This window comes from Type-D symbiont of Plautia stali (assembly GCF_001485335.1).
Classification (GTDB): Bacteria; Pseudomonadota; Gammaproteobacteria; order Enterobacterales; family Enterobacteriaceae; genus Pantoea; species Pantoea vagans_C.
Map to the genome: position 1 here is coordinate 1 of NZ_BBOC01000117.1, position 12,672 is coordinate 12,672.

At 54.7% G+C, this 12,672-nt stretch carries 12 protein-coding genes; 8 read left to right on the forward strand and 4 right to left on the reverse strand.

From position 1 onward, the window contains the following. The coding region (locus tag PSSD_RS23710) for an AAA family ATPase (RefSeq protein WP_153011496.1) at positions 1–297 on the reverse strand (297 nt) is incomplete at its 3' end. Positions 298–596: 299 nt separating this feature from the next. Here PSSD_RS23710 and kup point away from each other — a divergent pair. Continuing rightward, entirely contained in the window at positions 597–2,465 is a 1,869-nt protein-coding gene (kup, locus tag PSSD_RS23715) for a low affinity potassium transporter Kup (protein ID WP_058973924.1), read from the forward strand. A 12-nt stretch (positions 2,466–2,477) separates the two neighbouring features. Here kup and qseC read toward each other — a convergent pair whose 3' ends face one another. After that, positions 2,478–3,809, reverse strand: a complete 1,332-nt coding sequence (gene qseC / locus PSSD_RS23720; protein WP_058973925.1) for a quorum sensing histidine kinase QseC — start codon at positions 3,807–3,809, stop codon at positions 2,478–2,480. Beyond that, a complete protein-coding gene (gene qseB, locus PSSD_RS23725) occupies positions 3,806–4,468 on the reverse strand; it encodes a quorum sensing response regulator transcription factor QseB (protein ID WP_039332960.1) in 663 nt (220 codons plus the stop codon). Before qseB ends, qseC begins: the two co-directional genes overlap by 4 nt. A 160-nt stretch (positions 4,469–4,628) precedes the next feature. Here qseB and PSSD_RS23730 point away from each other — a divergent pair, with 160 nt between their 5' ends. From PSSD_RS23730 to rbsR, 7 genes are all read left to right on the forward strand, one after another. Continuing rightward, positions 4,629–5,024, forward strand: coding sequence for a YgiW/YdeI family stress tolerance OB fold protein (locus PSSD_RS23730; protein WP_039332957.1), 396 nt, complete (start codon positions 4,629–4,631; stop codon positions 5,022–5,024). A 170-nt stretch (positions 5,025–5,194) separates the two neighbouring features. Further along, complete coding sequence (gene rbsD, locus PSSD_RS23735) at positions 5,195–5,614, forward strand: D-ribose pyranase (RefSeq protein WP_058973926.1); 420 nt, start codon at positions 5,195–5,197, stop codon at positions 5,612–5,614. A gap of 7 nt (positions 5,615–5,621) precedes the next feature. Continuing rightward, entirely contained in the window at positions 5,622–7,130 is a 1,509-nt protein-coding gene (gene rbsA / locus PSSD_RS23740; RefSeq protein ID WP_058973927.1) for a ribose ABC transporter ATP-binding protein RbsA, read from the forward strand. After that, positions 7,127–8,098 (forward strand): ribose ABC transporter permease, encoded by a 972-nt coding sequence (gene rbsC / locus PSSD_RS23745; protein WP_034830072.1) that lies wholly within the window; start codon positions 7,127–7,129, stop codon positions 8,096–8,098. Before rbsA ends, rbsC begins: the two co-directional genes overlap by 4 nt. 27 nt (positions 8,099–8,125) lie before the next feature. After that, positions 8,126–9,001, forward strand: coding sequence for a ribose ABC transporter substrate-binding protein RbsB (gene rbsB, locus PSSD_RS23750; protein WP_058973928.1), 876 nt, complete (start codon positions 8,126–8,128; stop codon positions 8,999–9,001). Positions 9,002–9,066: 65 nt separating this feature from the next. Continuing rightward, the gene (rbsK, locus tag PSSD_RS23755; RefSeq protein WP_058973929.1) at positions 9,067–9,996 is read left to right on the forward strand and encodes a ribokinase; all 930 of its coding nucleotides are present in this window, start codon (positions 9,067–9,069) and stop codon (positions 9,994–9,996) included. 13 nt (positions 9,997–10,009) lie between these two features. Then, positions 10,010–10,993: a ribose operon transcriptional repressor RbsR gene (gene rbsR, locus PSSD_RS23760; protein WP_039332949.1), complete on the forward strand. Its 984-nt coding sequence runs from the start codon at positions 10,010–10,012 to the stop codon at positions 10,991–10,993. Here the strand turns inward: rbsR and mdtD are convergent. Continuing rightward, positions 10,990–12,393 carry a multidrug transporter subunit MdtD gene (gene mdtD / locus PSSD_RS23765; protein ID WP_058973930.1) on the reverse strand — a complete coding sequence of 468 codons (1,404 nt, stop codon included), beginning with the start codon at positions 12,391–12,393 and terminating at the stop codon, positions 10,990–10,992. The two genes, rbsR and mdtD, sit on opposite strands and share 4 nt — an antisense overlap. Between the last annotated feature and the right edge of the window lie 279 nt (positions 12,394–12,672).

A 12,672-nucleotide genomic window follows, 5' to 3' on the forward strand; every position in this document is an offset into this window, starting at 1 on the left:
TCGCTGATAGCGCCCTTCATCTTTCAGCGCCTGAATCGATAAGGGTCCAAACACCTCTTCAGGCGTCGAAAAGCGGGTCATCAGGTATTCAAAGGCGCGGGCGTGCTGGAAGGCATATTTCAGGCGGCGGGCAATCAGGCTCTTGGCAATGCCTGGCGGACCGAGCAAAAACACGCTTTCGCCACTTAACGCGGCCAGCAGGCAGAGACGAATCGCGTGGTGTCGCTCGTATAGCCCTTTTTCCAGGGCGTTACTCAGGCGAGAAATTCTTTCTGCCAAAAGATGGGGTTGAGCCATAATCACATCATTATCCTTTTGATCCTGGTGCCGACATATTTTGGCGAGCGCAATACTCTACTGATTATCATGCTGGATTGCGTTGATAGCCGTCAGCTTTTTTGTTTCAGAAGGTTGAAGCGAGGCAACTCGCTGCTTCAGGCGGTTTTTTTGGCCAAATTTCGGCGAAAAACCGTGTCGCTGACGTGATGGTGACACTTTGTAAGATTAGTTTTTTTTGGGAATATGTGCATACTGTGCGCTTTTTGATGGCCTGAGCGGTAGGCAGATGCCTTATCAGCTCCAACAAAAGACAACTTATGAGCTCGGATAAGAAGCAGTCCCTTGGCGCAGTCACACTCGCCGCGATTGGCGTGGTGTATGGCGATATCGGTACCAGCCCGCTCTATACTTTGCGTGAATGTCTCTCTGGCCAGTTCGGCTTTGGCGTGGAACGTGAAGCGGTTTTTGGCTTTTTGTCGCTGATCTTCTGGCTGCTGATTTTAGTGGTGTCACTGAAATACATCAGTTACGTCATGCGTGCCGACAACGCCGGCGAAGGCGGTATCCTGACGTTAATGTCTCTGGCCGGACGCAATACTGGCGCACGCGCCACGGCGATTCTCGTCATTATGGGCCTGATTGGCGGCAGCTTCTTCTACGGTGAAGTGGTGATCACGCCTGCGGTTTCGGTGTTATCGGCGATTGAAGGTCTGGAAATTGCCGCGCCGAGTCTGGATACCTACATCGTCCCCCTGGCGATTGCGGTGTTGACGCTGCTGTTTGTGATTCAAAAACACGGTACGGGTATTGTCGGTAAGCTGTTTGCGCCGGTGATGCTGCTGTGGTTTATCATCCTGGCCGTGCTGGGCGCGCGCAGTATTATCAATAATCCCGACGTGCTTCACGCCATGAACCCGTATTGGGCGATGCACTTCTTTATCCAGTACAAAACAGTGTCATTCTTCGCGCTGGGCGCGGTTGTGCTGGCCATCACGGGTGTTGAAGCGCTGTATGCCGATATGGGTCACTTCGGTAAATTCCCCATCCGTCTGGCGTGGTTTATTGTTGTGCTGCCTTCGCTGGTGCTCAACTACTTTGGTCAGGGCGCGCTGTTGTTGAAAAACCCTGAGGCGATCAAAAACCCCTTCTTCCTGCTGGCACCGGACTGGATGCTCATCCCGATGCTGATTCTGGCAACGCTGGCGACGGTAATCGCTTCACAAGCGGTGATTTCTGGCGTGTTCTCGTTAACGCGCCAGGCGGTGCGTTTGGGCTATCTGCCGCCAATGCGCATTGTGCATACCTCAGAAGAGGAGTCGGGCCAGATCTACATTCCGGTGATTAACTGGCTGCTCTACTTCTCCGTGGTGATCGTGATTGTAGGTTTCGAGCATTCCAGCAACCTGGCGGCGGCCTACGGCATTGCGGTAACCGGCACCATGGTGTTGACCGCCATCCTCTGCTCGACAGTGGCAATTCAGAACTGGCACTGGAACCGCTATCTGGTGGTGCTGATCCTGATCGGTATGCTGTGCATCGACGTCTCGCTATTCTCTGCCAACCTGGTAAAAGTGTTCTCCGGTGGCTGGTTGCCGCTGACGTTGGCGCTGATGATGTTTATTGTGATGACAACGTGGAAAAGCGAGCGCTTCCGCCTGCTGCGTCGCATGCATGAGCACGGCAATTCGCTGGAAGCGATGATCGCCTCACTGGAGAAATCTCCACCGGTGCGTGTGCCGGGCACGGCGGTGTATATGTCGCGAGCGTTGAACGTGATCCCGTTCGCTATGCTGCATAACCTCAAGCACAACAAAGTGTTGCATGAGCGCGTGGTGCTGCTGACGTTGCGTACTGAAGATGCGCCGTACGTTCACAACGTGCGACGTGTGACCATTGAGCAGCTCTCGCCAACGTTCTGGCGTGTGGTGGCCAGTTATGGCTGGCGCGAAACCCCTAACGTGGAGGAGATCTTCCACCGCTGCGGTCTGGAAGGCCTGAATTGCCGCATGATGGAAACCTCGTTCTTCATGTCGCATGAGTCGCTGATAATCGGCGATCGCCCATGGTATCTGCGCTTGCGCGGCAAGCTGTTTCTCGCACTGCAACGCAATGCGCTGCGTGCGCCGGATCAGTTTGAGATCCCACCTAACCGCGTTATCGAGCTGGGCACCCAGGTCGAGATTTAAGGATACCGCGCGTCACCAGCTCAGGGTGACGCGCAAGCCTTGCGGTGCGGCATGGCTAAACGCAATGCGGATACCATGTAACTGCGCAATATTCTTCACTATCGACAAGCCCAACCCGCTCCCCGTTTGCGCTTGCCCCGGTGGTCGCCAGAAGCGTTCTCCGAGACGGGCTAGCTGTTCATCGCTAACGCCTGGACCATTATCTTCAAGAATGATGGCGCGCGGCTGGAGGGTGAACTGAATCCGACTCCCCGGCGGTGCATAGCGCAGCGCGTTATCCAGTAGATTGCGCACCAACAAACTTAACAGCAGCGGATGACCGTTCATCACCGGTTCAGCCTCGGTATGCAGTTGCACATCCATCTGCTGCGCCTCAGCCTGAGGGAAATGTTCGGCGAGTAAATTTTGCAGCAAAGGTGCCAGTGCAACCGGCTGAAATTCGCTGCGCAGATCGTCAGCTTCCACGCGGGAAAGGGTTAACAGCTGATCCACCAGCCGCGTGGCGCGCAGAATGCCGCTGTCGAGTTGCTGTAAAGCGTGTTGGCGCATCACTTCATCATCATCAGCGAGTTGAATCACTTCGCTCTGCACACGCAAGGCGGCCAGCGGGCTGCGCAACTCGTGTGCGGCATCAGAGGTAAAACGGCGCTCGCGTTGCACCAGCTCTGCCATGCGCCGAAACAGCCCATTCAATGCAATGACCAGCGGCTTTACCTCTTTGGGTAAACGCGTATCGGCGAGTGGTGTTGCGTCATCGGGGGCTCGCTGCTTGAGTGATGCGGTGAGGCGCTTAAGCGGACGTAGTTCAAACCAAACCAGCACCAGCAGCATCAGAAGCATGAAAGGCATGGCGTATAGCCATGGCATCAAACTCGCCAGAGCCAGATCGCGCGTCATGTCGTCACGGTATTCCCACTCCTGGCCGACGACAACGCGATAGCTTTTATCTTCAGAAGTTAGCCACAACAGCCGCCAACTGTCCTTATCGCCACGTAAGCGGCCATCACGGAAGCCGTCGCGCTTATCATCAAACTGCAAATCGCGCCCGTTTTCACCGTCATTCAGCAATGGCTGACCGTCTGCACGGAAGATGGCGAAAGCCAGCGCGTCATCATCCTGATCGCCACGATGATGGCGCAGAATGGTTTTCGTTTTGGGTAGCGAAGCGGCGTGCAAGCTGGTGGGGTCGAGCGCCAGCAGGCGTTTAGCAAACAGCATTTGCTGGGTATCGAATAACTCATTCACGGTGTCGCGGGTCTGATGCCAGGCGCTGTAGCTGGCGACACCACCACACAACACGATCAGCAGCACAAAGCCGATCGCCAGCCGAAGAAACAGGCTCATTCTGCTGCACCAAGCATATAACCCACGCCATGTACGGTGCGGATAAATGCACTGCCCAGCTTTTTGCGCAGATGATGAATATGCACTTCCACCGCATTGCTGGAGACATCGTCATCCCAATTGTAGAGTTTTTCCTCCAGCTGACTGCGCGTTAGCACGCGGCCAGGGTTGCGCATAAACAGCTCAAGCAATGCCAGTTCGCGACTTTTCAAACTGATGGCTTCACCCTCAAGCCAGACGCTGTGGCTGGCCGGCGCCAGCACCACTTTGCCGTGTTTCAATTCAGGCTGCAGCTGTCCATGGCGGCGGCGAATCAGCGCCTGCAAACGTGCGGCGACTTCGCTGAGGGCAAAGGGTTTGCAGAGATAGTCGTCTGCACCAAGCTGTAACCCCTGAACACGTTGATCGAGGGCGTCACGCGCAGTGAGGATCAGTACCGGCACATCCGCGCCCTGCTCACGCCACTGACGCAGGATCTCCAGACCATCGCGTTCCGGCAGCGAAAGATCCAACACCACCGCATCCCACGGCGCGGCCGCCAGCGCCTGATAACCTGCTTCGCCGGACACGAACCAGTCCACGCTGAAGCCGAGTTTGATTAAGCCCACTTTCAGGCCATCACCAATCAGCGTGTCATCCTCAATCAACAAAATGCGCATGCCCTTCTCCTCTTCTGCTTGGGTGGTTATACGAAGCAGAACCCCGCTTGTACAGTGCAAATCGCTGCAAATCACCTATTTTTTCTCTTTAAGATCCTGTTAAGAACCTTATGGTGAAATGGCTCCTGACTTCCGCACATTCATGGAAAAGAGGTGAAAAATGAAAAAGAGTGCAGCGATCTTAGCCATTGTGATGTTGGCCGCCACGCCCGTTCTGGCCGCGCAACAAGGTGGGTTTGTGGACCCCAATGCGCCGAAAACCCAGGTTCACGCCGGTGGATTCCAGGCTGACAACACCAGCGTTGTGACGGTGAAACAAGCCGAAGAGATGAAAGACGATAGCTGGATCACCGTGCGCGGCAATCTTGATAAGCAAATCGGTGATGAAGACTATTTGTTCCGCGACAGCAGCGGCACCATGAAAGTAGAGATCGACCACAAGCGCTGGCATGGTCAGACCATCACGCCGAAAGATCAGGTCGAACTGACGGGTGAACTGGATAAAGACTTCAACGCCATTGAGTTGGACGTTAAACAGGTTCGCAAACTGCCATAACACCCTCCAGAGCCGCTTCAGCGGCTCTTTTCTTTTTCCAAACTCAAATTTTATCCGGTACAAGCGAAACGTTTCGATGGCGATCACATTTCCGTGATATTGCCATTGAGTTGCCCTGCGCATTTAATACACTCCCAATCAGCGAAACGTTTCGCTGTGGAGTGGAAGAAATGAAAAAAGGTCGCTTGTTAAACGCTGAAGTCTCTCATGTGATTGCCCGCCTGGGGCACACCGACACGCTGACGATTGCTGATGCAGGCTTGCCGATCCCGGCCGGTCCGCAGCGTATCGATCTGGCGTTGACGCCGGGAACCCCCGAATTTTTGCAGGTGGTTGATGTTGTCACGCAGGAGATGCAAGTCGAAAGCGCCCTGATGGCGGAGGAGATCAAGCAGCACAATCCGCAGCTTCACAGCGCACTGCTCGCCGTGCTCGATGCCTTGCAACAGCACCAGGGGAATACCATCACCATTCGTTACACCAGCCATGAACAGTTCAAACAACAGACTCAGCGTAGTCAGGCGGTCATTCGCAGCGGAGAGTGTTCTCCGTATGCGAATGTCATCCTGAGCGCTGGCGTGACCTTCTGAGGCCGTTATGCAACCGTTATTGCAACTCAAAGGGATTGAAAAGTCGTTTCCTGGTGTAAAAGCGCTGAATGGTGCCTCGCTGGCCGTTTATCCGGGCCGCGTGATGGCACTGGTCGGGGAAAACGGTGCGGGTAAATCCACCATGATGAAAGTGCTGACTGGCATTTACAGCATGGATGCCGGTTCGCTGCAGTGGCTGGGTAAGGATGTGGCTTTTTCTGGACCGAAAGCGTCGCAGGAAGCGGGCATTGGTATCATCCATCAGGAACTGAACCTGATTCCGCAATTGACCGTGGCAGAGAATATTTTCCTCGGTCGCGAATTTGTTAACCGCTTTGGCCGTATCCAGTGGCAACGGATGTATGCCGAGGCGGACGCTTTATTACATCGCCTCAACTTACGCTTCAATAGCCATAAGCTGGTGGGCGATTTATCGATTGGCGATCAGCAAATGGTTGAGATTGCCAAAGTGCTGAGCTTCGAGTCACAGGTCATCATTATGGATGAACCCACCGATGCCCTGACCGATACCGAGACCTTGTCGCTGTTCCGCGTGATCAACGAGCTGAAAGCCCAAGGCTGCGGCATCGTGTATATCTCGCACCGCATGAAAGAGATCTTCGAAATTTGCGATGACGTGACCGTATTCCGTGACGGCCAGTTTATTGCCGAGCGCGCGGTCAGCGATCTCAGTGAAGAGAGTCTGATCGAGATGATGGTCGGCCGTAAGCTGGAAGATCAATATCCGCATATCGATCAAGCCCCGGGGGAGGTTCGCCTGAAGGTGGAGCACCTCAGCGGTCCGGGTGTGGATGACGTCAGCTTCACTTTACGTAAAGGCGAAATTCTGGGTATTTCCGGCCTGATGGGCGCGGGACGTACTGAACTGATGAAAGTGCTGTACGGTGCGCTGCCACGCACGCACGGTAAGGTCACGCTGAACGGGCGCGAAATCACCACCCGATCCCCACAGGACGGTTTGGCAAACGGCATCGTTTATATCTCAGAAGACCGCAAGCGTGATGGCCTGGTACTCGGCATGTCGGTGAAAGAGAACATGTCGCTGACGGCGCTGCGCTATTTCAGCCGGTCTGCGGGCAACCTCAAACACAGTGAAGAACAGTTAGCGGTGGGTGATTTTATCCGCCTGTTCAACGTCAAAACCCCTTCGATGGAGCAGCCGATTGGCCTGCTGTCTGGCGGAAACCAACAGAAAGTGGCGATTGCGCGCGGATTGATGACGCGTCCAGACGTGTTGATTCTTGATGAACCGACGCGTGGTGTAGACGTAGGCGCAAAAAAAGAGATTTATCAGTTAATTAACCAGTTCAAAGCCGAAGGGCTAAGCATCATTTTAGTGTCGTCGGAAATGCCGGAAGTACTGGGCATGAGCGATCGCATCCTGGTGATGCATGAAGGCCACCTGAGTGGCGAATTTTCCCGTGAGCAGGCTACCCAGGAATCCCTGATGGCGGCAGCAGTCGGTAAGCAACACAGCGAGGAATTAGTTGTATGAGCACCCAAACCTTACCCGCCAGCCGTCGCTGGTTCAGCAAAGCCTGGCTGCTGGAGCAGAAATCGCTGATTGCGCTGATCGTGCTGATTGCCGTGGTGGCGAGTCAAAGTCCAAACTTTTTCACCGTCGCCAATATGTTCAACATCCTGCAGCAGACGTCGGTCAACGCCATTATGGCGGTTGGCATGACGCTGGTGATTTTGACTTCGGGTATCGATCTGTCCGTGGGGTCGCTGCTGGCGCTGACCGGTGCGGTCGCGGCCTCGATTGTGGGTCTGGAAGTGAACGCGCTGGTGGCGGTGGCCGCTTCGCTGGCATTGGGTGCGGCGATTGGCGGTATTACCGGCGTGATTGTCGCACGTGGCAAGGTGCAGGCTTTTATCGCCACCTTAGTCATGATGCTGCTGCTGCGCGGTGTCACCATGGTGTACACCAACGGCAGCCCGATCAACACCGGCTTCAGTGATAACGCTGATCTCTTTGGCTGGTTCGGGATTGGGCGTCCGCTGGGGATCCCAACACCAGTATGGCTGATGGCAGTGGTGTTCGCGCTGGCCTGGTACATGCTGCATCACACACGTCTGGGCCGCTACATCTATGCGTTGGGTGGTAACGAAGCGGCAACGCGTCTGTCAGGCATCAACGTTAACCGCGTAAAAATCATCGTTTATTCATTATGCGGTCTGCTGGCAGCGCTGGCCGGCACCATTGAAGTGGCGCGCCTCTCTTCTGCACAACCGACGGCGGGCACCGGCTATGAACTGGATGCGATTGCTGCCGTTGTGTTGGGTGGAACCAGCCTGGCGGGCGGTAAGGGTCGCATTATGGGGACGCTGATTGGCGCGCTGATCCTTGGCTTCCTGAACAACGGCCTGAATCTGATGGGTGTGTCTTCTTACTACCAAATGATTGTTAAAGCCGTAGTCATTCTGCTGGCGGTGCTGGTGGATAACAAAAGCAGTAAGTAACTCTGACCTTCACACAGGATTATATAAATGAAAAAGTTAACTGCATTGGCCGTCATCCTTGGCGCCACCCTCAGTGCTGGCGCGATGGCAAAGGACACCATTGCGTTGGTGGTATCGACTCTGAATAATCCGTTCTTTGTGTCACTGAAAGATGGCGCACAGAAAGAAGCCGACAAACTGGGTTATAACCTGGTGGTGTTGGATTCACAGAACAACCCGGCAAAAGAGCTGGCGAACGTGCAGGATCTGACTGTGCGCGGCACCAAGCTGATGCTGATCAACCCAACGGACTCTGATGCCGTGGGTAACGCCGTAAAAATGGCAAACCAGGCGAACATTCCGGTGATCACCCTGGACCGTGTGGCTGCTCAAGGTACCGTGGTGAGCCACGTGGCGTCTGACAACCGCTTCGGCGGCAAAATGGCCGGTGACTTCATCGCGAAGAAACTGGGCGATGGCGCCAAAATCATTGAACTGCAGGGCATTGCCGGTACTTCAGCGGCGCGTGAGCGTGGCGAAGGTTTCAAACAGGCCGCTGATGCACACAAATTTAATATCCTGGCGAGCCAACCTGCAGACTTCGACCGTACTAAAGGTCTGAACGTGATGCAGAACCTGCTGCAAGTGCATCCAGACGTGCAGGCGGTATTTGCGCAGAACGATGAGATGGCACTGGGCGCACTGCGTGCACTGCAGACCGCAGGTAAAACCGATGTGCTGGTGGTCGGCTTCGACGGCACCGCTGACGGTGTGAAAGCAGTAGAATCCGGTAAACTGACCGCTACTGTCGCGCAGATGCCTGATAAAATTGGCGTGATTGGCGTTGATACTGCAGATAAAGTGCTGAAAGGCGAGAAAGTGCAGGCGGTTAACCCAGTAGACCTGAAGCTGGTTACCAAATAAAAAAGCAAAGAAAAGCATGGCAACGCGCCACCTTCCCGGTGGCGCAATTTTCTGGATCAAACCCGATGAACACAAACGCAAAACTGGCGGTACTTGGCAGCATTAATGCTGACCACATCCTTAACCTCACCCATTTTCCTCGTCCCGGTGAAACGGTGATCGGAAAACAGTATCAGATTGCTTTTGGGGGGAAAGGGGCGAACCAGGCTGTGGCAGCCGGTCGTGCCGGTGCTGACATTGCTTTTATTGCCTGTGTTGGCGCTGATGATATCGGCGAACGTATCCGTCAGCAGTTGCAGCAGGACCGCATTGATACGGCACCGGTTGAAACCGTTGCCGATGAAGCCACCGGTGTGGCGATGATCTTCGTGAATGGCGAAGGTGAAAATAATATCGGCATCTATTCTGGTGCCAACGCAGCACTCACTCCGGAGTGTGTAGATCGTCATCAGCAGGTGATTGCCCAGGCAAAAGCGCTGTTGATGCAGCTGGAGTCTCCGCTGGAAAGCGTATTCGCAGCGGCAAAAATTGCGCGTGCCAACGCCACGCAGGTCATTTTGAATCCCGCACCGGCAACGCATTTGTCTGATGAGTTGCTGGCATTGATTGACATCATTACCCCGAATGAAACCGAGGCCGAAATTTTGACCGGTATCGCGGTGAAGAGTGATGAAGACGCGGCGCGTGCCGCGCAGGCGTTGCATGACAAAGGAATTCAAACGGTACTGATCACCTTGGGTCGCCGTGGTGTGTGGCTGAGTGAGCAAGGCAAGGGAGTACGCATTCCGGGCTTTAGCGTGCAGGCGATTGATACCATTGCAGCTGGCGATACCTTCAACGGTGCCTTTATTACCGCGCGTCTGGAAGGGGTTGCGATGCATGATGCAGTGCGTTTTGCCCATGCCGCTGCCGCCATTGCGGTAACGCGTCCGGGTGCGCAGCCCTCAGTGCCGTGGCGCACTGAGATCGATACCTTCCTGCAACAACAGGGTTAAGCCTTTGGCGACCATGAAAGATGTCGCCCGCCTGGCGGGCGTCTCTACCTCGACCGTATCCCACGTCATTAACAACAATCGCTTTGTCAGCGAACAGGTGCGGGAAAAGGTCGAACAGGCGATTCGTGAACTGAACTACGCCCCGTCGGCGCTGGCACGCAGCCTGAAGATCAATCAAACCCGCACCATTGGCATGCTTCTGACAGCCAGCAGTAACCCGTTCTACTCCGAAGTGGTACGCGGCGTGGAGAATAGCTGCTACGAACGCGGTTATAGCCTGATTCTGTGCAATACCGAAGGTGACGAGGAGCGTATGAATCGCAGCCTCGAAACGCTGATGCAAAAGCGCGTCGATGGCTTGCTGATGATGTGTACTGAAACGCATCTTCCCTCTGCCGAGATCCTCAATCGTTATCCCTCGGTACCGATGGTGATGATGGACTGGGCTCCGTTTGAAGGGCGTGGCGACATTATTCAGGACAATGCGCTGCTGGGGGGAGAACTGGCGACACAGCATCTTATCGATCGTGGCTACACGCGGATTGCCTGTATTGCTGGACCACAAGATAAGACCCCGGCGCGTTTGCGTCTGGAGGGTTTCCACAAAGCGATGGCCAGCAGTGGATTGCCGGTATTGCCGGGTTATGTGGTTGACGGTGATTTCGAGTTTCAGGGCGGTTTCAACGCGATGAATCAGTTACTGACATTAGATTCGCTGCCAGATGCAGTCTTCACCAGCAACGATGCTATGGCGGTGGGGGTTTACCATGCGCTATTTCAGGCGGGATTGCGTGTGCCGCAAGACATTGCCGTGATGGGTTATGACAATATCGAACTGGCTCGTTATCTAACACCACCGCTCAGCACCATTCATCAACCGAAAGATGAACTGGGCGAACTGGCGATTGATACGCTGATTCATCGCATGCGTGACCCCGACGCCAGCCAGCAAACGCTGGTCTTGACGCCGGAGCTGGTGGATCGCGGTTCGGTTTAAGCGGTTTTCTTCTTTTTCTCGCGATTGGCAATCAGATTGCGACCATCGCCAGGACGCAACATCAAGAAGGCAAACGCAGACAGCACCGTGATCACTCCCATCGTCAGGAAGGTGGCGTGGAATTGTTGCACGGTGGTGCTCTCAATATCCTGCCAGAAGCGCAGCACGGCGGCGCTCACGGCCACCCCAAAACTGATCGACACCTGTTGGGTCACTGCCAGCACGCTGTTTCCGCCGCTGGCATTCTCATCATTCAAGTCGGCCAACGTGATGGTATTCATCGCGGTGAACTGCGTCGACATCGCCATCCCCAGTACAAACAAAGCCGCCAGCAGCATCAATACACTCTCACCAGGCGTTTGCAGCGAGAAGCTGGCCACCAAAATCCCAATGATGATGGTGATGCCAACCAACGTTTTGCGATAGCCAAAACGACGCAGGACTTGCGTCACAGTAGATTTGGCCAGCAGCGAGCCAATTGCCGTCGGCCCCATCATGCAACCGGCGATCAGCGCGGGATAGCCAAAGCCGACCTGCAACATCAACGGCATCAGGAACGGAATACAACCGGTGCCGAGACGAGCCGCGATATTCCCGATGATGCCCACCGAGAAGGTGCGGGTTTTAAACATCGGCAAGTTAATGAGTGGTGCAGGATGACGGCGTGCATGCATTATATAGAGAAGCAATAACGCGATACCGGTCATCAGCACCAGTACCGCCTGCCACGGTGACACAATGCGTTCGCCGAAAAGCTCAATGCCGATGGATATCAGTACCAGGCCCAATCCGAACAGAATGAAGCCGCCAAAATCAAAGCGACGCTTGGGCGTGGTGAAATCCGGCATGAACTTGCGTGCATAGAAGATACCCGCGATACCAATGGGAATGTTGATGAGGAATATCCAGTGCCAGCTGGCGTAGGTCACCAGTAAACCGCCTAGCATCGGTCCAAGAATCGGCCCCACCAATCCCGGCATCGTGACAAAATTGAGCACGGGCAGTAATTCGCTGCGCGGATAAGCACGTAACAGTGCCAGACGTGCCACTGGCATCATCATCGCGCCACCCACACCTTGTATAACGCGTGAGACAACCAACATGCTCAATGAGCCGGACAGGGCACAGGCCAGCGAGCCTAAGGTAAACAGGGATACCGCCACAATGAACACTTTACGCGTGCCAAAGCGATCGGCCAGCCAGCCGCTCACGGGGATCAGCATCGCCACGGTCAGCGTATAGCTGATAACGGCAGACTGCATAGCAAGGGGGGAACGTTCAAGGCTGGTGGCGATAGCAGGGAGAGCAGTATTCAGGATGGTAGCGTCGAGGGCTTGCATGAAAAACGCCATGGCGGCGATCCAGGGCAAGCCGGCCATACTGCGCGCGGAGCGAATCATTGAAAGTCCTTCTTTAATAATTTGTTCAGTCTGCAACAAAGAGAGCGGCGTTTAGCCAACAGAATAGCATTGCTGTTTGAGCCGGTGGCGATGATTTGTGCCGCCAAAGCGGCGCTTTTGACTGATTATTGATCGAGAAATGTCTGTTTTTAGCCTGTTCGTATAAAAAAGTAGCGCTCAGTCAATTTTTTGCAATAAACCCTTGTCAGCCAGAATTAACTCCCTATAATGCGCCACCACTGAGACGGCAAAGCGGCAACGCAGACGGCTCAGCAGGGA